The organism is Streptomyces sp. NPDC007264 (genome assembly GCF_042869095.1).
Lineage (GTDB): Bacteria > Actinomycetota > Actinomycetes > Streptomycetales > Streptomycetaceae > Streptomyces.
The window spans coordinates 18,134-37,636 of the sequence record NZ_JBIAFD010000019.1; the positions used below are offsets into that span (position 1 = coordinate 18,134).

Annotated in this window: 21 protein-coding genes and 1 tRNA gene; 10 read left to right on the top strand and 12 right to left on the bottom strand. The window is 72.9% G+C overall.

Annotation, left to right across the window (positions count from 1 at the left end; all coding sequences use genetic code 11):
* Window positions 1-624: 624 nt before the first annotated feature.
* Window positions 625-1,356, bottom strand: coding sequence for an SDR family oxidoreductase (locus ACFYMU_RS27435; protein WP_388378476.1), 732 nt, complete (start codon window positions 1,354-1,356; stop codon window positions 625-627).
* Window positions 1,357-1,512: 156 nt separating this feature from the next.
* Between ACFYMU_RS27435 and ACFYMU_RS27440 the strand changes: the two genes are divergently transcribed.
* Window positions 1,513-1,989, top strand: coding sequence for an RrF2 family transcriptional regulator (locus tag ACFYMU_RS27440; protein WP_388378743.1), 477 nt, complete (start codon window positions 1,513-1,515; stop codon window positions 1,987-1,989).
* A gap of 252 nt (window positions 1,990-2,241) precedes the next feature.
* Here ACFYMU_RS27440 and ACFYMU_RS27445 read toward each other — a convergent pair.
* From ACFYMU_RS27445 to ACFYMU_RS27460, 4 genes are all read right to left on the bottom strand, one after another.
* Window positions 2,242-2,326: transfer RNA gene (locus tag ACFYMU_RS27445), tRNA-Ser, on the bottom strand.
* Between the two features lie 67 nt (window positions 2,327-2,393).
* Window positions 2,394-2,879 carry a tRNA adenosine(34) deaminase TadA gene (gene tadA, locus ACFYMU_RS27450; protein ID WP_388378479.1) on the bottom strand — a complete coding sequence of 162 codons (486 nt, stop codon included), beginning with the start codon at window positions 2,877-2,879 and terminating at the stop codon, window positions 2,394-2,396.
* A gap of 9 nt (window positions 2,880-2,888) precedes the next feature.
* Window positions 2,889-3,419, bottom strand: a complete 531-nt coding sequence (locus ACFYMU_RS27455; protein ID WP_388378746.1) for a hypothetical protein — start codon at window positions 3,417-3,419, stop codon at window positions 2,889-2,891.
* Window positions 3,420-3,691: 272 nt separating this feature from the next.
* On the bottom strand, window positions 3,692-3,877 hold the full coding sequence (locus ACFYMU_RS27460) for a hypothetical protein (protein ID WP_388378481.1): 186 nt from the start codon (window positions 3,875-3,877) through the stop codon (window positions 3,692-3,694).
* A 200-nt stretch (window positions 3,878-4,077) separates the two neighbouring features.
* Between ACFYMU_RS27460 and upp the strand changes: the two genes are divergently transcribed.
* The gene (gene upp / locus ACFYMU_RS27465) at window positions 4,078-4,713 is read left to right on the top strand and encodes a uracil phosphoribosyltransferase (RefSeq protein ID WP_388378484.1); all 636 of its coding nucleotides are present in this window, start codon (window positions 4,078-4,080) and stop codon (window positions 4,711-4,713) included.
* A gap of 130 nt (window positions 4,714-4,843) precedes the next feature.
* Here upp and ACFYMU_RS27470 read toward each other — a convergent pair whose 3' ends face one another.
* The 5 genes from ACFYMU_RS27470 to ACFYMU_RS27490 form a co-directional block, all read right to left on the bottom strand.
* A complete protein-coding gene (locus ACFYMU_RS27470; RefSeq protein WP_388378487.1) occupies window positions 4,844-5,494 on the bottom strand; it encodes a LytR C-terminal domain-containing protein in 651 nt (216 codons plus the stop codon).
* 110 nt (window positions 5,495-5,604) lie between these two features.
* Window positions 5,605-5,901, bottom strand: a complete 297-nt coding sequence (locus ACFYMU_RS27475; protein WP_004943146.1) for a type II toxin-antitoxin system VapB family antitoxin — start codon at window positions 5,899-5,901, stop codon at window positions 5,605-5,607.
* A 155-nt stretch (window positions 5,902-6,056) separates the two neighbouring features.
* A complete protein-coding gene (locus tag ACFYMU_RS27480; RefSeq protein ID WP_388378491.1) occupies window positions 6,057-6,197 on the bottom strand; it encodes a hypothetical protein in 141 nt (46 codons plus the stop codon).
* Window positions 6,198-6,250: 53 nt separating this feature from the next.
* Window positions 6,251-6,607, bottom strand: coding sequence for a hypothetical protein (locus tag ACFYMU_RS27485; protein WP_388378493.1), 357 nt, complete (start codon window positions 6,605-6,607; stop codon window positions 6,251-6,253).
* Window positions 6,608-6,727: 120 nt separating this feature from the next.
* Window positions 6,728-7,387, bottom strand: coding sequence for an HdeD family acid-resistance protein (locus ACFYMU_RS27490; RefSeq protein ID WP_388378495.1), 660 nt, complete (start codon window positions 7,385-7,387; stop codon window positions 6,728-6,730).
* A gap of 180 nt (window positions 7,388-7,567) precedes the next feature.
* Here ACFYMU_RS27490 and ACFYMU_RS27495 point away from each other — a divergent pair, with 180 nt between their 5' ends.
* The 6 genes from ACFYMU_RS27495 (at window position 7,568) to ACFYMU_RS27520 (ending at window position 14,387) form a co-directional block, all read left to right on the top strand.
* Window positions 7,568-8,047: a cupin domain-containing protein gene (locus tag ACFYMU_RS27495; protein WP_388378498.1), complete on the top strand. Its 480-nt coding sequence runs from the start codon at window positions 7,568-7,570 to the stop codon at window positions 8,045-8,047.
* Complete coding sequence (locus tag ACFYMU_RS27500) at window positions 8,035-8,808, top strand: SDR family NAD(P)-dependent oxidoreductase (RefSeq protein WP_388378501.1); 774 nt, start codon at window positions 8,035-8,037, stop codon at window positions 8,806-8,808. Before ACFYMU_RS27495 ends, ACFYMU_RS27500 begins: the two co-directional genes overlap by 13 nt.
* 124 nt (window positions 8,809-8,932) lie before the next feature.
* Window positions 8,933-10,867, top strand: a complete 1,935-nt coding sequence (locus ACFYMU_RS27505) for a copper resistance CopC/CopD family protein (protein WP_388378504.1) — start codon at window positions 8,933-8,935, stop codon at window positions 10,865-10,867.
* A 327-nt stretch (window positions 10,868-11,194) separates the two neighbouring features.
* On the top strand, window positions 11,195-12,505 hold the full coding sequence (locus ACFYMU_RS27510) for an ABC transporter substrate-binding protein (protein WP_388378506.1): 1,311 nt from the start codon (window positions 11,195-11,197) through the stop codon (window positions 12,503-12,505).
* Window positions 12,502-13,479, top strand: coding sequence for a carbohydrate ABC transporter permease (locus tag ACFYMU_RS27515; RefSeq protein WP_388378509.1), 978 nt, complete (start codon window positions 12,502-12,504; stop codon window positions 13,477-13,479). Before ACFYMU_RS27510 ends, ACFYMU_RS27515 begins: the two co-directional genes overlap by 4 nt.
* Window positions 13,476-14,387, top strand: coding sequence for a carbohydrate ABC transporter permease (locus tag ACFYMU_RS27520; RefSeq protein ID WP_388378512.1), 912 nt, complete (start codon window positions 13,476-13,478; stop codon window positions 14,385-14,387). The genes ACFYMU_RS27515 and ACFYMU_RS27520 overlap by 4 nt, the downstream gene beginning before the upstream one ends.
* A gap of 105 nt (window positions 14,388-14,492) precedes the next feature.
* Here ACFYMU_RS27520 and ACFYMU_RS27525 read toward each other — a convergent pair whose 3' ends face one another.
* The gene (locus tag ACFYMU_RS27525) at window positions 14,493-16,568 is read right to left on the bottom strand and encodes a serine/threonine-protein kinase (protein WP_388378514.1); all 2,076 of its coding nucleotides are present in this window, start codon (window positions 16,566-16,568) and stop codon (window positions 14,493-14,495) included.
* Between the two features lie 309 nt (window positions 16,569-16,877).
* Between ACFYMU_RS27525 and ACFYMU_RS27530 the strand changes: the two genes are divergently transcribed.
* Both ACFYMU_RS27530 and ACFYMU_RS27535 read left to right on the top strand, forming a co-directional pair.
* A complete protein-coding gene (locus ACFYMU_RS27530; protein WP_388378517.1) occupies window positions 16,878-18,359 on the top strand; it encodes an MFS transporter in 1,482 nt (493 codons plus the stop codon).
* A gap of 110 nt (window positions 18,360-18,469) precedes the next feature.
* Entirely contained in the window at window positions 18,470-18,967 is a 498-nt protein-coding gene (locus tag ACFYMU_RS27535) for a MarR family winged helix-turn-helix transcriptional regulator (protein ID WP_388378519.1), read from the top strand.
* A 208-nt stretch (window positions 18,968-19,175) separates the two neighbouring features.
* Here ACFYMU_RS27535 and ACFYMU_RS27540 read toward each other — a convergent pair whose 3' ends face one another.
* On the bottom strand, window positions 19,176-19,484 hold the full coding sequence (locus tag ACFYMU_RS27540) for an ArsR/SmtB family transcription factor (RefSeq protein ID WP_388378521.1): 309 nt from the start codon (window positions 19,482-19,484) through the stop codon (window positions 19,176-19,178).
* Window positions 19,485-19,503: the final 19 nt, after the last annotated feature.

Genomic DNA, 19,503 nt, shown 5'->3' on the forward strand with positions numbered 1-19,503 from the left:
GACCAACGGCCCGGGGGCCTGGGCCCTTTGTCCCGCCCACGCGGGTGGTCCGCGGTCGCAGGATGGTGTGGACCCGACGGATCTGGCAGGAGTCCCGAGGGCCGGGACCGGACCCGACTGCGGGGTTCGCGCCGCGGGCTTCCCCGAGACGTGGCGTGGGCTTGGGGCCCGATTCCTCACCGGGGAAGGCGGTTCGACCCCCGTAGCCGCCTTCCCCGTCACCGGAAGAGGCCCCGGCGAACGAGCGGCGCCGGGGCTTCGTCGTGCCGCCGAGCACCGCGCCCACAAGAGCGCCGCGGGCGGTTCCGCCGAGCGGCTCGGGCCGGGCGGTCGTGGCCGGCGGGAGTCCCTGAGGGACGGCCCCCGCGGACGTTCCCGGCGATTGCGGGTGATTCCGGTAAGCGGTCCCTGCGGGCGGTCCTTGCGGGCGGTGTCCGCAAGCGGTCCTTGCGACCGGTCCCGGCAAGGGGCCGGGGCCCCTGTGGCGGTCCCTGTGGTGGGCCGATGCGCTCCCCGGCCGGGGGACACCTGACGCGTCCCCCGGCCGGGGCTCTCCCCGCTCGGGCACTACTCGGCCCGGGTGCCAGGGCGTCGACCCCCGGCGCCGGCCGGAGTCCACCGTGCTCAGGCGAGCCAGTCGGTGTAGCGGGTCGGGGCGATGCGGGCGTCGCCGTGGGTGATCAGGACGTCTCCCTCCACGGCCGCGAACATGCCGGCGGTGTCGTCGACGACGACCGAACGTCCGTCGCCCTTGGCGGTGAGGGTGATCCGGCCCAGTTCGTCGAGGGTGTAGACGTCGGGACCCGCGACGTTGAGGATGCCGTTCAGGGGGGTGTTCGCGGCGACTTCGGCGACGGTGGCGGCGACGTCGGCGGCGGCGATCGGCTGGATCGGCGTGCGCGGCAGACGGACCGTCTCGGCGTCCGCCGTCCATGACAGGACCGCGTCCATGAACTCCATGAACTGCGTGGCCCGGACGATGGAGTACGGGATCGGGCCGTCGGCGAGGAGGTTCTCCTGGAGCGCCTTGGCCTGGTAGTAGGCCAGCTGGGGCACCTGGTCCACGCCGACGATGGAGAGCACGACGAAGTGGCCGACGCCGCCTTTCTCGCTCGCGGCCAGCAGGTTGGCCATCGAGGTGCGGAAGAACTCGGGCGAGGCGTCGTCGAACGTCGGGGAGTTGGTCAGGTTGACGACGACGTCGGCGCCTGTCACGGCTTCGTCCAGGCCCTGGCCTGTGATGATGTCGACGCCTGTGGACAGGGAGTGCGGTACGGCCCGGTGTCCGGCCGCCTTCAGGTCCTCCACGACCTGTGACCCGATCAGTCCGGTTCCCCCGACTACTGCGATCTTCATGGCTGTCCCTGCTCTCGAGACTGGTTGTCCGATATGTACCTCATGGGGGGCCGGGTGGCGCCCCGGACTTGAACTCGGACATTCTTTGTCCGAGAACAATACTCGGACAACGTGTATCCGAGTCAAGGTGGGCGTTGTTACGATGCCGACGTGAAGATGTCCGGTGGTGTGGAGTGGGCCCTGCACTGCTGTGTCGTGCTGACGTCCGTGCGTGAGCCCGTCCCCGCCGCGCGGCTGGCGCAGCTGCACGACGTCTCGCCCACCTACCTCGCCAAGCAGCTCCAGGCCCTCTCGCGGGCCGGACTGGTGCGATCGCTTCAGGGAAAGTCGGGCGGCTACGTCCTGACCCGGTCCCCGGCGCAGATCACGGTGCTCGACGTCGTCGACGCGGTGGAAGGGCCCGGCGCGGCCTTCGTGTGCACGGAGGTTCGGCAGCGCGGCCCGCTGGCGGCGAGGCCCGAGGAGTGCACCGAGCCCTGCGCCATCGCCCGCGCGATGGCCGCGGCGGAGACGGCGCGGAGGGAGGCCCTGCGGGCCGTCACCATCGCGGACCTGGCCGCCGACGTCGAATCCGACTCGGGGGACGGGACCCTGGCGGGCGTCGGCGCCTGGCTGAACGCCGCTGACGCGTAGCCCCGGGCCCGGACACCGAGAGTCCGCGCCCTGCTGTGGCCCCGACTCGGCACACGACCTTTCCGGGCCGGCCTCGGGCCCCGGACGCCGGCCCCGCCGCGCAACCCGACGCGCAACCCGCCGTGCCGCGTCCACGCCCCGCGCGCGGCCCGGCTCCGCCATCGGCCCGGGGACGCGGGCGCTGCCCGTACGGGTGAGCCCTCCGCTCCGGACGCGCGAAGGGCCCCGTCCTTCGACGGGGCCCTTCTTCGGCGGTAGCGGAGGGATTTGAACCCTCGGTGACTTGCGCCACACTCGCTTTCGAGGCGAGCTCCTTCGGCCGCTCGGACACGCTACCGAGGGAGACCCTACCCCACCGGGGGCCGTGCGTTGAAATCCGTTTCCCGGTTCGTCCGGGAGGGGCCTCAGCGGGTCCGGAAGAAGTCCGTGAGCAGCCGTGCGCACGTGTCGGCGAGCACGCCCTCGATCACCTCGGGCCGGTGGTTGAGGCGCCGGTCGCGCACCAGGTCCCACAACGAACCGACCGCTCCGGCCTTCTCGTCGCGCGCGCCGTAGACCACCCGGTCCACCCGGGACTGCTGCAGCGCGCCCGCGCACATCGTGCACGGTTCCAGGGTGACGACGAGCGTGCAGCCGGCCAGCCGCCATGCGCCGAGCGCGCTCGCGGCCCGGCGCAGCGCGAGGATCTCCGCGTGGGCCGTCGGATCGCCCGTGGCCTCGCGCTCGTTGTGCCCGGTGGCGAGCACCGAGCCGTCTCCCGACAGCACGACGGCGCCCACCGGGACGTCACCGCCCTCGACGGCCCGCCCGGCCTCGTCCAGAGCGAGCCGCATCGCGGCCCGCCACCGGTCGCGCACCGGATCGGGGGCCGGCGTCCTGTCGTCCGTCATCTCGCGTGCCTAGCGGACGGTCTCCAGGACCTCCGAGGCGCCGAGGGCCTCGGCGATCGTGTTGAGCGCGTCCTCGGCGTCCAGGGCGCGCAGTTCCTTCTCGCCGACGCCGAGGTCGTCGAGGATCTCGCTGTCCCCGACGGGGCCGTGCGGCACGGAACTGTCCGCGCCGGCTCCGTCCTCGTCGTCGGCCTCGGGCTCACCGTCCTCCGTGCCGTCGAGGTCGAGGGAGTCGAGATCGGCGCCGTCGTCGCCGGGCTCCCTCCCGAGCAGTTCGTCCGTGAGCAGGATCTCGCCGTACGAGCTGCGGGCCGCGGCCGCGGCGTCGGAGACGTAGATGCGAGGGTCGTCCTCGCCGTCCACGCGGACGACCCCGAACCAGGCGTCCTCCTGCTCGATGAGGACGAGCACCGTGTCCTCGTCGACGGAGGCGTCACGGGCCAGGTCGGTCAGATCCGACAGGGTTTCCACATCGTCGAGCTCTGTGTCGCTCGCTTCCCACCCGTCTTCGGTGCGCGCGAGCAGTGCGGCGAAGTACACCGTGACTCTCCCACTGGTCATAGGCGTGCCGGTTGGGGGTCCCCCCGGCGGAGGTTGCGGGCGGGGAGTGCTTCTCCGAGCCCCACCCACTCGGAATCGTGGCAGAAACAAGGCGTTCAGGGGACGTCTTCGGCTCCCTGTGTCTGGCCGTTTCGATCGCGGATGCTCCGATCAAAGCGGTCGGCTCACCAGTGCGCTCATTGCCGCCACCTGCGGATCGTACGCGGCCCGGGGCGGTGTGGTCGCACGGCCACCCCCCACGTGGCGCGCCACTACCAGCGGAATGTGCGCATGCGCAGGGCGTGACGCAGTCGCGCGGCCTTGGCGCGCCGGGGCTGGACGCGGTCGCGCAGTTCCCGCGCCTCCGTGAGTTCGCGCAGGAACAGGGCGCGGCGCCGCCTGCGTTCGGCGTCGGTCTCCTGCGCTTCGGCTTGCTCGTGGGACTCCCGGTCGGGCATAGGCACACCACCCCAGTCGCGTCCCCTTCACTTTCCCTCTGATGGGGGGATTGATGCAGGCCCGGACGGAAGGGGCGCGACCGGCGCCCCCAGGTCCCGTCCAGAGCGCGCGACGGGGGCGGGACGCCCGCCGGCGGAGCGGGATGCGCTGCCGGACGGCGGCGCGGGCGGGCGCGGAGGGCCCCGTTACTGTGGGGGCCATGCGTCTCCACGTCGTCGACCACCCGTTGGTCGCCCACAAGCTCACCACGCTGCGCGACCGGCGCACCGACTCCGCGACCTTCCGTCGGCTCGCCGACGAGCTGGTCACCCTGCTCGCCTACGAGGCCACGCGGGACGTGCGCACCGAGCAGGTCGACATCGAGACGCCGGTCGCCCCCACCACCGGCGTCAAGCTCTCCCATCCCCGCCCGCTGGTCGTGCCGATCCTGCGGGCCGGCCTCGGCATGCTCGACGGCATGGTCCGGTTGTTGCCGACCGCCGAGGTGGGCTTCCTGGGCATGATCCGCAACGAGGAGACGCTCAAGGCGTCCACCTACGCGACACGCATGCCGGAGGACCTCTCGGGGCGTCAGGTGTACGTCCTGGACCCGATGCTCGCGACCGGCGGCACGCTCGTCGCGGCCATCGAGGAGCTGATCAGGCGCGGCGCCGACGACGTGACGGCCGTGGTGCTGCTCGCCGCCCCGGAGGGTGTCGAGGTCTTGGAGCGCGAACTGGCCGGGCGGCCGGTCACGGTGGTGACGGCCGCGGTCGACGAGCGCCTCAACGAGAGCGGCTACATCGTGCCGGGGCTGGGCGACGCCGGGGACCGGCTCTACGGCGCGGCGGAGTAGGAGTAGGAGCGGCGGACTTCCAGGACGGGCGGCGGCCGCACGAGACGGGGTGAGGCCGGTCGAGGCGCGGCCGGACGACACGCGGTCGTCCGTCGCCGCCCCGTTCGCGGCTCGGGCGCCCGCCCCGGGCTCAGCAGTCCTTCTTGCCGCCGCCGCCCGCCGGTGACGCCTTCGCCGACGTGGTCAGCACGGTCAGGGCCTTGTTCGCGGCCGCCTTGTCCGCCAGCGACTTGAAGCCGTCGCCCAGGACCAGATCGACCGTGGTGTTCGTGCGGGCGTCCGCGCGGTGCTCGGCGCCCGCCAGCTGCGTGCCGAGGACGGGCAGCGAGGTGTCGAGGGACGCCTTGGGGCCGATCAGCACCCCGGCGCCCTTGACCTTCTTGTCGTACTCCTTCGCCGCATTGCCCACGTCGCCGATGCGGAAGCCGCGCTTCTTCAGCTCGTCCGCCGTCTCCTTGGCGAGGCCGGCGCGGGTCGTGGCGTTGAAGACGTTGACCGTGATCTGGCCGGGCCGGGGCAGCGCCCGTGCGGCGGCCGTCGGTGCCGTCTTCGCCCTGGCCGCGCAGCCCGCTCTCCCACCGGACGCCGACGACGTGCCGCCGCCGCCCGTGAAGACGTCGATGAGCTGCAGGATTCCCCATCCGATCACCCCGATGGCGGCGACGGACGCGACGACGGCGAACACGAGCCTGCCGCGGCGCCGCGGTCGACGCATCCGCGGGTACTTGTCCCCCGTGATCCGGTACTGGCCGCCCATGCCGGGGGGAGTCAGCATGCTCATGAGCGCAGCGTAGTGGGCCGGAGCGGCAATGCCTACTAGATGATCATTGGATGCCGCACAGTCCAACCGAAAGGATCAACGAGCGGGCCACGCGGACGCGTCCGCGGCGCTCAGTCGAGCTCGAGGACCCTCGCGTGCAGGACCTGGCGCTGCTGCAGCGCCGCGCGCACCGCGCGGTGGAGACCGTCCTCCAGGTACAGGTCGCCCTGCCACTTCACGACGTGCGCGAAGAGGTCGCCGTAGAACGTCGAGTCCTCGGCGAGGAGGGTTTCGAGGTCGAGCTGCTGCTTGGTCGTCACGAGCTGATCGAGGCGGACCGGGCGCGGCGCGACATCCGCCCACTGCCGGGTGCTTTCCCGGCCGTGGTCGGGGTACGGCCGGCCGTTTCCGATGCGCTTGAAGATCACACGGAAAGCCTACCGGTCAAGACCTTCCGGGCGCAGCCATGGCGACCGAGTACGACGCCGGAAAAGACGCGGTAAACGGGCGCAAAAGGGGAACAGGTGCTCGAAGTTGGTGGGCGAGGGCGGCCGCCCGATCGGTCGGGCGGCCGCTGTCGGTGCTACTCGTGCTCCTGCTCGTGGGCGGCCGGGGGCAGGGGCTCCTCCCCGGGCTCCGGGTCCCGCTCCGGGTTGGGCTTCGTGGTGCGCACGGCCTCCGCGAGCACCAGGGCGTGCAGAGCCGCGTAGGGGTCACTGGGCATGAGTGTGTCCTCGCCTTGCTGATGGGGGGTGATGGTTCCGGGAGCCGGACCTGTCAGCAGAGGAGGACCACGGTGTGCAGGGCCCGCAGGGCGGGGGAGTACGGCGGCCGCACGAGGGTGCGGGACGGCGGGGCCGGCGCCGACGGCACGTCGCCGGTCCGCGGCCCGGGGCGCTGCGGTGTCACACCGCCCTGCCCCTGGGGAGCCGTGGGCCGCAGTGCCCCGTCGAGCACGTCGTGCTCGGTGTCGCACGTCCCCGTCCCCGTCGACGCCGACGCGGACGCGGAGAGGGCCGGGTCCGCCACCGCCTCGGTGTGCGCGCCCAGTGCGAGCAGCGCGACGAGCACCACGAACACCCGCAGCCAGGCATACCGACGAACGGTGCGAGGGCCGTGCGGGGTGGGGCTCATGAGTGTCATCTCCCCGCCCGGCACGCCTCGTTCACCGTGTCGGCGGCGAGGTTCGCTCGCACGAGGGATCGGCGAGGTGTGATGTTGACGCTGGTCGTACGGGGTGCGGGGCCGGCGGGGTCACACGGTGTGCGGGATCTCCTCGGCGTGGCCGCGGATCCGGATCCCCGTGACGATCTCGACGACGCCGACCACCACCAGCCACCAGCCGGCGACCAGGGTGAGCACGGCGAGCGACGCGAAGGGAGAGATGATCAGCACGACCCCGGCGAGGAAGGTGACGAGGCCGAGGAAGATCTGCCAGCCGCGCGCGGGCACCGTCGGGTCGTGGGCGGCGGCCACGGTCTGGGTGATCCCGCGGATCAGCCAGCCGATGCCGATCCACAGGGCGAGCAGGAGGATCGACTCCATGGGGCCCCGGAAGCAGAACAGGCCCAGCAGGATCGCCAGCGAGCCGCTGATGAACGCGAGGACGCGCAGCGAGGTCGCCCTGTGCGTGCCGAACGCGGCGACCAGTTGGAGGATGCCGCTGATGAGCAGGTAGAGCCCGAACAGGACCCCGGCCACGAGCAGGGACGGGCCCGGCCAGACCAGGACCAGGACCCCCAGGACCAGGGACGCGACACCGGTCATCAGGACGGCCTGCCAGGCGGCACGGCTCAGGAGGTGGAAGGGGCCTTCGGGTTCCGGTGGCGCGGTCCGGTGCTGACTCCGCTGGGCGTGGACCCGCCGGTCGTCGTACTCCGGGTTCCAGGAAGCACCGCTCGATGACTCGGTCATGATCCATGCTGAGGCCGGCGACGAACGGGCCGCCAGCCGGGCGGGTCCGGCCGGCTGACGGGTCGTGCCCGGCACACGCCCCGGCACACGCCGTGTCGGGCGTCGCGAGCCGGGGAACCTTCCGGTCACGGCACCAGTGCCCCGGCGGACGTTGCCTGTCGGGGCACTAGCCTGCGTGCCGTGACCCCTGACGAGCTGATCGCCCACTACAGCCTGGAGCCCATTCCCCGCGAGGGCGGGCGGTTCCGGCGGACCTGGGCCGGGCCGGTGCGGGCCGACGGGCGGCCGGAAGGCACCGCGATCGTCGCCCTGCTGACGGCCGCACCGGACGACTACTCGGCACTGCACCGCCTCCCGGCGGACGAGATCTGGCACTTCTACCTGGGCGACCCCCTGGAGCTGCTGTTCCTGGCCCCGGACGGCGGCGCCCGTACGGCCGTCCTGGGACCGGACGTCCTCGGCGGCCAGCAGGTCCAGCTGACCGTGCCGGCCGGGACGTGGATGGGCGGGCGGGTCGCCGCGGGCGGGTCCTGGGTGCTCTTCGGGTGCACGATGGCCCCGGGCTTCTCCTCCGAAGGGTACGAGCACGGCGAGGCGGCCGAACTGACCGCGCGCTACCCGGCGGAGGCGGCCCGGATCGCCGGGCTGTGCCGGCCGTGAGCGGCCTGCTGGAGGGGCAGGTGGCCCTGGTGACCGGGGCGGGCGGCGGCATCGGCCGCGGTGTCGCACTGCGGTTCGCCGAGGAGGGGGCCGCCGTCGCGGTCCACTGCCGCACGGCGGTGGGGGCGGCGCGCGACCTGGCCGCGCGCATCGGTGGGGCGGGCGGCCGGGCGGTCGTGCTCCGGGCCGACCTGACCGTCGAGGACGCGTGCCGGCGCCTGGTGGGGGACGCCACCGAGTGGGGTGGCGGCCGGCTGACGGCCCTCGTCAACAACGCGGGGGTGCAGCCGGTGCAGGAGCTGGCCGGCATGACGGTCGCCGACTGGCGGGCCGTGGTGGACGCCAACCTGTCGAGCGTGTTCGCGTGCACGCAGGCGGCGGTGGAGGTCATGCGGGAGACGGGTGGCGGCACCGTCACCCACATCGCCTCCGTCGAGGCCACGCACCCCGCCCCGCTGCACGCGCACTACTGCGCGTCGAAGGCGGCCGTCGTCATGCACGCGCGGTCGGCGGCGCTCGAGTACGGCCCCCTCGGCATCCGCGTCAACACCGTCTCGCCCGGCCTCGTCGATCGGGAGGGCCTGGCGGAGGACTGGCCGGAGGGGGTGCGGCGGTGGAGGGAGGCGGTGCCCACCGGCCGGCTGGGGCGCCCGGAGGACGTCGGCGACGCCTGTGTGTTCCTGGCCTCGCCGCTCGCGTCCTGGATCACGGGCCACGACCTGGTGGTGGACGGCGGGATGTCGGCCCGGCCCACCTGGTGACGCGGCCGCCGGTCATGATGGCGTGACCTCGTACGGGCGCCCGGCGCCGCCGCCGTGTTGAGCACGGCGCTCCCCGCGTCCGTACGTAACCGGGACCCGGGACAGGCGATGCGGGAGACATGACGTGGGCGGAGCACGCGGGGGCGGCGGGAGTTCGGCGGCGGTCGCGCGCGGGCGGCGCCCGCGGCGCCTGGCGTTCGTGCTGCTGCTGATCCCCCTGCTCCCCCTCGTGCTTCTCGCGGGCGCCGGTTCCGCGTCCGCGCACGCCGTGCTGAAGAACGCCGACCCGGCGGACGGCACCCTGCTGAGGACTGCGCCGAAGGCGGTCACCCTCACCTTCTCCGAGTCGGTCGGGCTGCTGGAGGACTCCGTCCGTGTGATCGACCCGGGCAACCGGCGGGTGCACACCGGCCGACAGGAACACGCGGCCGGCCGGGCGAACACCGCGCGTGTCACACTCCCCGCCCGCCTCGCCCAGGGCACGTACATCGTGGCCTGGCGGGTGGTGTCGGCGGACAGCCACCCCGCGTCCGGTGCCCTCACGTTCTCCGTGGGCGAGCGGTCCGCGACGACGGCCGTCCTGCCGTCCGACACGGCCCAGGACGCGGCCTCCACGATGCTCTACGACATCGCCCGCTATGTCGCGTACGGCGGTTTCGCCCTGCTGCTGGGCACCGTCGTCTTCACCCGGGTCACCGGTGTGGCCGCGGCCCCCGGGCTGCTGGTGGGCGGCTGGTGGACGCTGATGGCCGCCACCTCGGCGCTCCTGCTGCTCCGCGGCCCGTACGAGCGGGGGCGCGGCCCCGCGACGGCCCTCGACCTCGGCGTGCTGCGCGACACCGTGACGAGCCGCCCCGGACTCGCCCTGCTGGCACGGGTGGTCGTGCTGGCGGTGGCGGCGGTCGCCCTGGGCCGGACGGGAGGGGCGGGGCACGGCAAGGGGCGGCACGCTGCGACGGTGGGGCTGTCGTCGCTCGCGCTGGCCGTCACCTGGGCGGTGTCCGAGCATGCCGCCGCCGGCACCCAGGTCCCCCTGGCCATGACCTCGGCGGTGCTGCACCTGCTGGCGATGGCGGTGTGGCTGGGCGGCCTGGCGGCCCTGCTCACGGCGCTGCACCGGACGCCCGAGGCCCTCCCGCCGTCCGCGGTCGCGCGCTTCTCGCGCCTGGCCTTCGCGGCGGTCGTCGTGCTGGCCGCCACCGGCGCGTACCAGTCCTGGCGGGGGCTCGGTTCGTTCGACGCGCTCACCTCCACGACCTACGGCAGGCTGCTGACGGCCAAACTGGTCGCGGTGGTGGTGCTGCTGGCGGCGGCGGCGTCCTCGCGCCGCTGGACGGCACGGTGGGCCGCGGCGGGGGCGGGGGCCGGTGCGGCGGGTGCCACGCTGCCGGAGCGGGTGCGGCAGTCCGTGGGGGCGGCGACGGGGCGCGCGGTGGCCGCCGTCCCCCACGAAGACCACGCGGCGGCCGGCGACGGCGCGGCGGGCGACGGCGCGGCCGGCGACGGCGCGGCGGGCGACGGCGCGGCGGGCGACGGCGGCGCGGTGGACGCGGCGGCGGATGCGGAGCCGGTGCCCTCCCGGCGGGAGCTGCGCCGTTCGGTACTGGCCGAGGTCGCGACCGGGATCGTGGTGCTCGTGATCACGACGCTGCTGACGGGTGCCCAGCCGGGACGCGCGGCGGCCGAGGAGGCGGCGTCGAGGGCCGCGGCCGAGCAGCCCCTGGGCCTGACCGCCACCGTCCCCTTCGACATGGGTACGCCCGGTGGGCGCGGCAGGGCGCAGATCGAACTGACCCCGGCCAGGGCGGGGGAGAACGCGGTCCAGGCACTGGTCTTCGGACCCGACGGCGGCATCGCGACCGTTCCCGAACTGCGGCTGACCTTCACGCTCGAGGAGCGGAGCATCGGCCCCCTCGACGCGAAGGTCACCGACCGGGGCGGCTACTGGGCCGCGGCTTCGGTGAACCTCCCGCTGCCGGGCACCTGGACGATGAAGGCGACGATCCGCACGACGGACGTCGACCAGGTCACCGTCTCGCGCAGGGTGCGGATCGGCTAGCGCCGAGCCGAGCCGAGCCGGGCGGGCCGGGCGTCGCGAGCCGGTGAATCTCTCCGCTCACGGCACCAGGCCCTCCGCAGGGGTGCGAGCACCCGTACTCCGGGGGAGTTGGCCCCATTTGGGAGGGCGTCCCGGGCTGTCCGACGGTGAGCGGCAGTGATCGGGCTTGTGTCGATTACGTTTCCACAAATCCGGCCCCCAGCCCTTGACGGGATACCGAACGTACCGCTCTTATTACGCCACGATGTTTGGTCAAGTTGGTTTCTGATCGATTATGACTAACTCGATACGGCGCATCGTGACCGACCCTCGCCTCCAGGAGCCGTCATGCACCCCTCTCCGTCCGGTCTCTCCCTCCCCGGCCCGAGCCGGCGCACCCTGCTGCGCGGCATAGGCGGCGCCGCAGCGCTCGGCGCGGCCGTACCCCTGCTGAGCGCCTGCGGTGGCAGCACCGGGGCGGGCGACGCGAAGACCGTCACCCTCGGCTCCAACGCCTCGGACGCCGTGCCGAAGAAGGCGTTCGCCGACATCTACGCGGCCTACAAGACGAAGTCCGGGATCACGGTCGACGTGAACACCAAGGACCACAACACGTTCCAGGAGCAGATCAACTCCTACCTCCAGGGCACGCCCGACGACGTGTTCACCTGGTTCGCGGGCTACCGCATGCAGTTCTTCGCCGCGAAGAAGCTCGCCACCCCGATCGACGACGTGTGGCAGACCATCGGGGGCAACTTCCCCGACGCGATGAAGGCCCTGAGCAAGGGCGAGGACGGCAAGTACTACTTCGTGCCGCTGTACACGTACCCCTGGGCGATCTTCTACCGGAAGAGCGTCTTCCGGCAGCACGGCTACCAGGTCCCCACCACCTGGGACCAACTCGTCGCGCTGTGCAAGCAGATGAAGAAGGACGGGCTGATCCCGATCGCCTTCGGCGACAAGGACGCCTGGCCCGCGATGGGCACCTTCGACCAGATCAACTTCCGCCTCAACGGCTACGACTTCCACGTCCAGCTGATGGCCGGCAAGGCCGACTGGACCGACGCCAAGGTGAAGGCCGTCTTCGACCACTGGGCCGAGCTGCTGCCGTACCACCAGGACGGCGCGGTCGGCCGCACCTGGCAGGACGCCGCCCAGACACTGGTGGCCAAGAAGGCCGGCATGTACCTGCTGGGCAGCTTCGTGGCGCAGCAGTTCACCGACAAGGCCGACCTCGACGACCTCGACTTCTTCGCCTTCCCGGAGATCAACCCGGCCTACGGCCAGGACACCGTCGAGGCGCCGACCGACGGCTTCATGCTCAGCAAGGCCCCCAAGAACAAGGCGGGCGCCCGCAAGCTGCTGGAGTACCTGGGCACTCCCGCCGCCGAGCAGATCTACCTGAAGTCCGACTCCAGCGTGGTGGCCGCCTCCAGCAAGGCGGACACCTCCTCGTACACCGCCCTGCAGAAGAAGGCGTACGAGATGATCAGCGGCGCCAAGAGCCTCACCCAGTTCATGGACCGCGACAGCCGCCCGGACTTCACCTCCACGGTGATGCAGCCCTCGCTGCAGAACTTCGTCCGCAACCCGAAGGGCATCGACGGTCTGCTCTCGTCCATCGAGCGCCAGAAGAAGACGATCTTCGCCTCCTCATGACCACCGACACCAGCACCCGAACCCCGGAGGCGGCCGCCGTGCCGCCTCCGGGCGCGCGCGAGACGAAACGCGCCCCCCGAGGGCACCGCCGCCTGCTCACCCGCCGCGACCGGCTCGTCCTGGGCCTGATGGCGGGTGTGCCGACGGTCCTGCACGTCACGCTCGTATGGATCACGGCCCTCGCCTCCGTCGCCCTGGCCTTCACCACCTGGGACGGCATCGGCTTCGACTCGATCACCTGGGTCGGGCTGCAGAACTTCAAGGAACTGTTCACCAACAACCCGCAGTTCTGGCCCGCCGTCCAGCACAACGTGATCTGGTTCGTCGTCCTGATCCTGATCCCCACCCCGCTCGGCCTCTTCCTGGCCGTGCAACTGGACAAGAGGATCCGGTTCAGCAGGGTCTACCAGACGGCGTTCTTCCTGCCGGTCGTGGTCTCCTTCGCCGTCATCGGCTTCGTCTGGCAGCTCGTCTACAACCCCGACACGGGCCTGATCAACAGCCTGTTCGACGCCAACAAGCCGGGCCACTACATCGACTGGATCGGCGACCCGGACCTCAACCTCTGGGCGGTCCTCATCGCCGCCTCCTGGCGGCACACCGGCTACATGATGATCCTCTACCTGGCCGGGCTGAAGGGCGTCGACCCGTCCCTGCGCGAGGCGTCGGCCCTGGACGGCGCCAACGAGTGGCAGACCTTCAGGAACGTCATCTTCCCGACGCTGCGGCCCACCAACACCATCGTCCTGGTGGTCACCATCATCGAGGCCCTGCGCGCCTTCGACCTCGTCTTCGTCTTCAACGGCGGGGCCCACGGCACCGAACTGCTGTCGATCCTGGTGACGAACAACATCATCGGCGAGTCCAGCCGCATCGGATACGGGTCCGCGATCGCGGTCGTCCTGCTGCTGATCTCGCTCGGCGTGATCATTCCGTATCTGGTCGGCACCTTCCGGAAGGAGCGCCGCTCGTGAGCACCTCCACCGTCACGACGACGCCGCCGGCGGCCGTGACACCGAAGCGGCGTCCGCCCGTCCGCCCCGCCCGGGTCCTGCTGCACGTCTTCCTCGCCGGGACGGCGCTGGCCTGGCTCGCGCCGCTGCTGTGGGCGATGTACGCCGCGCTGCGGCCGTACTCGGAGACCAGCACCAAGGGTTATGTGTCCTGGCCGGACAAGCTGAGCCTCGAGAACTTCACGAACGCGTTCACCCAGTCCGACATGACGCGCTACTTCGGGAACACGCTGCTGATCGCCGTGCCGGCCGTGCTGCTGACGCTGTTCCTGTCGTCGTGCGTCGCCTTCTACGTCAGCCGTTTCGACTTCCGCCTCAACCTGGCGCTGCTGCTGGTCTTCACGGCGGGCAACCTGCTGCCGCAGCAGGTCGTCATCACCCCCCTGTACCGCCTCTACCTCCTGGTCGACCTGCCGGGCATCACCGTCAGCGGCAAGCTGTACGACTCCGCGCTCGGCCTGGTGCTCATCCACGTGGCGTTCCAGTCCGGCTTCTGCGCCTTCGTGCTGAGCAACTACATGCGCATGCTGCCGCACGAGCTGACCGAGGCCGCGCTCGTGGACGGGGCGTCGGTGTGGCGGATGTACTGGCAGATCGTGCTGCCGCTGTGCCGCCCCGCCATGGCGGCCCTGGCCACGCTGCTGTCCATCTGGATCTACAACGACTTCTTCTGGGCGATCGTGCTGATCTCGACCGGCGAGAACATGCCGATCACCTCCGCCCTGAAGAACCTGTCCGGGCAGTACTTCACCGACCCCAACCTCGTCGCCGCCGGCGCCCTGCTCACCGCGATCCCGACGCTGATCGTGTACTTCGCGCTGCAACGCCAGTTCGTCAGCGGCCTGACCCTGGGCGCCAACAAGGGCTGACGCCCCGGATCCGGGATGGGCGGGGTGTGCGCGGTGTCATGGCGGGCGGAGGGCAGGGGCGCATCCCGGGAGCGGTCCCGGGATGCGGTCGGCGGGTGGGCGGCCTCATGTCCCCGGCAGACTTCTCGCGATGCTCCTGACCACCGCGGCCGACAGCTTCCGGGCGGCGTCGCACGGCTTGTCGGTCCCGCCGGTTCCCGGCCGCCGCCGCTCGCTCACGGACAGCCTGAACAACTCGATCGTCCGGTCGCCGACGGAGTCGGTGTACGTCCGGTGCGGTGTGCGTACGACGCAGCTGTCGTCACCGTCCTCCTTCGGTGACACATAGCTCGTCGTGCCGGCCACGGCCGCCGGGCCGCCATCGTCCTTCAGGTCGTTGTCGCGGGTGAACTGAAGCTGCACCCAGGCCGATTCGCCGTCCGGGCTCGCCCACCCGCAGGACCAGTCGCCGAATCCGCGGTCCGCCGGCTGCCGCCCGACGCCCGGAAGCCGCTTCAGCGCGGTCCCGTCGAGCAGCGCGCAGGCGTCCAGGCGGGCGAGGGAGTCGGCGGCGGGCGGCGACGCGCGCCGCGGCACCGGGCCCTCGTCCAGCACGCCCACCAGATGATCGGTGGCGGCGTCGGCCAGGGCGCACGGGGCGGGCGCCGGGGAGGCCAGCCGCTTCCCGATGACCACGATCTGCTGGTCGTCGGGGCTGGCGACGAACCGCACGCACTCGTCCCCGTTGCGCTGCATCGCCGCGATCCGGACGTTGCCGGCTCTTCTGGTGCGCACTCCGCCGTCGAAGTGCGCCGGCGTGCGGGAGAAGTCGACCTCCACGTCGGCGACGTCGTCCCCGCCGTTCCCCCGCACCAGCACGTCGCATCGGTCCAGCTCGCCGTAGTCCGGGTCGAGTTCGGTGTCGCCGAAGCGGCTCAGCGAGGCGGCGTCGAGCAGGGCGCAGGGATCGGCCGTGCGGGCGACGCCGATGGCGCCGGCCTGCGCGGTGACCGAGGGCCGTACGGTGGCCCCGTCCGTCGCGCCCGCCTTGCCGTCGCCGCCACGGTCGGGACGCCACGGACCGTAGAGGATCAGACCGGTCACGAGGGCCGCCGCCGCGGTCAGCGCCGTGGCCGTGATCACCAGTCGGCGGCGGCCGGGGCGCGGGGGCCGCGGCAGGCGGCGCGTGAGGTGCAGGGTGCGGCCGCCCTGTGGTCGGTCATGGCCGTCATGGCCGTCATGGCCGTCATGGTGGTCATGGCCGTCATGGTGGTCATGGCCGTCATGGTGGTCATGGCCGTCATGGTGGTCATGGCCGTCCCCCTGCGGGACGCCGTCCTGCCGACCGGGGGCCTGTAGCTGCTGCCGGATGTACTTCCGGACGGGCGGGGGTGGCGGGGCGGCGCGGTTCAGCAGCTTCTTCGCCTCGGCGGCGCCGGGGCGGCGCCGGGGCTCCACCTCCAGCATCGCGGTGAGCGGTCCGGTGAGCGGGCCGGCTCGGCGGGGCGGCTCGACCCGGCCTTCCAGGGCCCGCGCCAAGTACCCCATGACGTGCTCGAACTCGCCGTACGGCGACCGGCCCTCGACCGCCGCGCACAGCGTGGCGCCCAGCGAGAAGACATCGGACTTCATGTCCGCCGGCCGGCCCCTGGCCATTTCGGGGGCGAGGTAGCGGGGTTTGCCGCGCACCCCGCCGGTCGTGGTCTGGGTGGCCTCGCTCCACAGCGCCCGGGAGATCCCGAAGTCGGTCAGCCTGGCGACGCCCCGGTCGGTGACAAGGATGTTCTCCGGTGTCACGTCACCGTGCACCACGCCCTCGCCATGGGATGTGGCCAGCGCGTCCGCGATCTGGCTGCCGATCGACCCGGCCTCCTCGGGCGTGAGCGGGCCGCGGTCCGCCATGATCTGCGCCAGGCTGCGCGAGGGCACGTACTCCATGATGATCCAGCAGGCGTCGTCCCTGGTCTCGAAGTCGAAGACCGCCACGATGTTCGGATGGCTGACCCGCCCGGCGTTGCGCGCCTCCTTCATCAGCCGTCGCGCGGCCGGGTGGTCGTCGAATCGCGCGCACTTGGCGGCGACCGCCCGCTCCAGCCGTTCGTCCCACGCCCGCCAGACGACCCCCATTCCGCCCCTGCCGATGGGCTCCTGCAACTGATACCGGTCGGCGACCCTGTCCCCGGCCTCTGGCGCCACGAGCACCGCCCCACTCCCCGCCGCGTGATACACGCGGTTGTGCAACGGTGACGGAGTGTACTCGGCGGCGTCCCGCCCGGCGGGGCTTCGAGGGGGCCGGCACAGGATCCCCCCGGCATGCGACGATTACCTCCCGGTACGGTCAACGGCCCTACTGTGTACGGCAGTTGAGGCGCTCTTGGGGCTCTCCACACCGGGTGTCCGCGCCGCCGCGGCCAGGGGTGGCCGGTCGCTTCGCAGGGTTGACGCACGGGCTGCCCGGCAACGTCATTGAACGGTGGCAAAACAATTCGGTCACCGATGTAATCTGGGGACATGGCCACCCGTCTCACCTCTCGCCCCACCGGGCGGCGCTGGTCCGCCGTCCTCACCGCGGAGCGGCCCCGTCCGGAGGGGATCCGGTCGCGGCCGAACGCCTGGTGGCTGGCCGTGGGCACGGTGTGCTTCGGGGCGTTCATGGGCCAGCTGGACGCCAGCATCGTCACGCTGACCTACGGCAGCCTGCGCACCGGGTTCCACGCCTCGCTCGCGGCGGTCGAGTGGGTGTCGCTGGCCTATCTGCTCACCCTGGTGGCCCTGCTGGTGCCGGCCGGGCGGCTGGCGGACGCACACGGCCGCAAGCTGCTGTACCTGTACGGCTTCGCCCTGTTCACGCTGGCCTCCGCCGCCTGCGGTCTCGCACCCTCGCTGGCGGCGCTCGTGGGCTTCCGCGTCCTGCAGGCCGCCGGTGCGGCCCTGATGCAGGCCAACAGCGTGGCGCTGGTGACGACCAGCGCTCCGCCCGAGCGGATACGCGGCGCGCTCGGCGTGCAGGCCGCCGCACAGGCGCTGGGGCTGGCACTGGGGCCGACGGTCGGCGGCGCACTGGTGTCCACGCTGGGCTGGCGCTGGGTGTTCGGCGTGAACGTGCCGATCGGGCTGCTCGCCCTGGTGGGCGGGCACTATCTGCTCCCGCGCACCCGGGCCCGTACCCGCGTCGCACGCTTCGACCGGGCCGGGCTCGGGCTGCTGGCGCTGACGACCACCGGCGCGCTGCTGGGCGTGTCGGCGGCCTCGGGACTCGCGGTGCCCGGCTGGGCCGTGGCCGTGCTGTTCGCCGTGGCGGGCGCGGCGGGCTGGGGCTTCGCCCGCCACCAGCGGCGCGCCGCCGCGCCGCTGGTGGATCCGGCCCTGCTGCGGGTGCGGGCGGTGGCGTTCGGTCTCGCCGGGGCCCTGAGCGGGTACCTGGTGCTCTTCGGCCCCCTGGTCCTGGTACCGGTCGTGCTGACCGCGCGCGGTTCCTCCGAGCTGATCGCAGGAGCGGTCCTGACCGCGCTGCCCGCCGGCTTCGCGCTGGCCGCCGCCGGCGGCGAACGGCTGCTGCCGCGCACCCTGACGGACCGGGCCAGGTGCCTGCTGGGCGCCACCGTCTTCACCACCGCCATGGCCGCCCTGGCGGCGGTCCCCCTGACGGCCGCCTGGGTGGTGCCCGTGCTGGCGCTCTCCGGGCTGGGGCTCGGCGCCTTCACCCCCGCCAACAACACCATGATCATGCGGGCGATCCCCGCCCGGTCGTCCGGCACGGGCGGCGGCCTGGTGAACATGGCCCGCGGACTGGGCACCGCGCTGGGCGTCGCGCTGGTCACCCTCGCCCTGCACCTGGCGTCCGGCGCGGGGGTGGAGGCCGGGGCCCGGTGGTCCGCACTGATCCTTGCGGGCGTCTCGGGTGTCGCCATCGCCTCGGCCCGGCTGGCCACGGACCCGGAACCGGCCGGGCCGCGGGCTGACGGGGCGGGAACCGGCAGGGGTGTGGGCTGACGGGGCGGGAGCCGACAGGGCCGTGGGCTGACGGGGCCGTGGGCTGACCAGGCCGCCGGCCGCGGGCTGACCGGGCGGCCCCGCCCCCCGGGCCCGGATACCCTTGCCCCATGTCCGCGCAGCCCCGCCCCGAGGTCTCCCTGCCCCGGCCCACCGGCGAGGCACCGGACGCCCGCCTGCTCACCGAGGCCGTGACCCGGCTGCGCCGTGCGCTGCGCGCCTCGATCCGGACCGACTATCCGTGGGAGAGCCTTCCCATGGCCCAGGTCGAGCTGCTGCAGGTGCTGGGCCGGCACTCACCCGCCAGGATCAGTGCCCTCGCCGCCCGCCAGCGGCTGGCCCCGAGCACCGTCAGCGGACTGATCGGCCAGATGATCAACGCCGGACTGGTCGTGCGCGAGGTGGACCCCGCCGACCGGCGCGCCTCCGTCGTCACGCTCACCGACGCCGGACGCGAACAGCTCGCCGCCTGGACCGCCGCGCACGAACGCCGCATGGCCGCCGCCCTGTCCGCCCTCGACGACGCCGAGCGCACCGCCATCTCGGGCGCGCTGCCCGCCCTGTTCCGGCTCGCCGAGAACCTGGGCGAACCCCTCGACGACGAGTAGCCGCCGCCGCGGGACGGCCCGGGGGGACGTGCCGGGGGACGGCCCAGGGGGACGTGCCAGGGGGCGTGGCCCGAGGGACGTGGCCGGAGGGACGTGGCCCGCGTCCTGGCGCGGAGCGGCCCGCACGCCCTGCACGAGCCCCCGTCCTGCCTCGCCGCGCTCCGTGACGGCTTCCGCACCGCCGCCGGTGTCCCCGGGCCGCGCAGGATCACGCACCACCTTCGCGCCGGGTCCCCTCCCCGCCGTTCGACAGCCGTGACCCCGCCGGGGTGCGGTGATACAGCACCGACCGCCCGGACCGGGCGCGGGAGACGAGACCCGACCGGTACAGCACCCCCAAGTGGTACGACACCGTGGCGGGGCTCAGGAAGTGACGTGCCGCCAGCTCCCCGGTGGAAGCCGGCCGCGCCAGCGCCGCCAGCAGCCCGGCGCGGGTGGGCCCGAGCAGCCGGGCGAGTTCGGCGGAGGGGGTCGCCGGTGCGGCGGTGGTTCTGCCGCGTACCGGAAAGGCCACCATCGGCGGCCGCCCCCCCACC

Bases quoted from the DNA above. Each gene is read 5' to 3' on its own strand.
- ACFYMU_RS27435 (WP_388378476.1), bottom strand. From the start codon at position 1,356: ATGAAGATCGCAGTAGTCGGGGGAACCGGACTGATCGGGTCACAGGTC.
- ACFYMU_RS27440 (WP_388378743.1), top strand. From the start codon at position 1,513: ATGTCCGGTGGTGTGGAGTGGGCCCTGCACTGCTGTGTCGTGCTGACG.
- tadA (WP_388378479.1), bottom strand. From the start codon at position 2,879: ATGACGGACGACAGGACGCCGGCCCCCGATCCGGTGCGCGACCGGTGG.
- ACFYMU_RS27460 (WP_388378481.1), bottom strand. From the start codon at position 3,877: ATGCCCGACCGGGAGTCCCACGAGCAAGCCGAAGCGCAGGAGACCGAC.
- upp (WP_388378484.1), top strand. From the start codon at position 4,078: ATGCGTCTCCACGTCGTCGACCACCCGTTGGTCGCCCACAAGCTCACC.
- ACFYMU_RS27470 (WP_388378487.1), bottom strand. From the start codon at position 5,494: ATGAGCATGCTGACTCCCCCCGGCATGGGCGGCCAGTACCGGATCACG.
- ACFYMU_RS27480 (WP_388378491.1), bottom strand. From the start codon at position 6,197: ATGCCCAGTGACCCCTACGCGGCTCTGCACGCCCTGGTGCTCGCGGAG.
- ACFYMU_RS27485 (WP_388378493.1), bottom strand. From the start codon at position 6,607: ATGAGCCCCACCCCGCACGGCCCTCGCACCGTTCGTCGGTATGCCTGG.
- ACFYMU_RS27490 (WP_388378495.1), bottom strand. From the start codon at position 7,387: ATGACCGAGTCATCGAGCGGTGCTTCCTGGAACCCGGAGTACGACGAC.
- ACFYMU_RS27510 (WP_388378506.1), top strand. From the start codon at position 11,195: ATGCACCCCTCTCCGTCCGGTCTCTCCCTCCCCGGCCCGAGCCGGCGC.
- ACFYMU_RS27515 (WP_388378509.1), top strand. From the start codon at position 12,502: ATGACCACCGACACCAGCACCCGAACCCCGGAGGCGGCCGCCGTGCCG.
- ACFYMU_RS27530 (WP_388378517.1), top strand. From the start codon at position 16,878: ATGGCCACCCGTCTCACCTCTCGCCCCACCGGGCGGCGCTGGTCCGCC.
- ACFYMU_RS27535 (WP_388378519.1), top strand. From the start codon at position 18,470: ATGTCCGCGCAGCCCCGCCCCGAGGTCTCCCTGCCCCGGCCCACCGGC.
- ACFYMU_RS27540 (WP_388378521.1), bottom strand. From the start codon at position 19,484: ATGGTGGCCTTTCCGGTACGCGGCAGAACCACCGCCGCACCGGCGACC.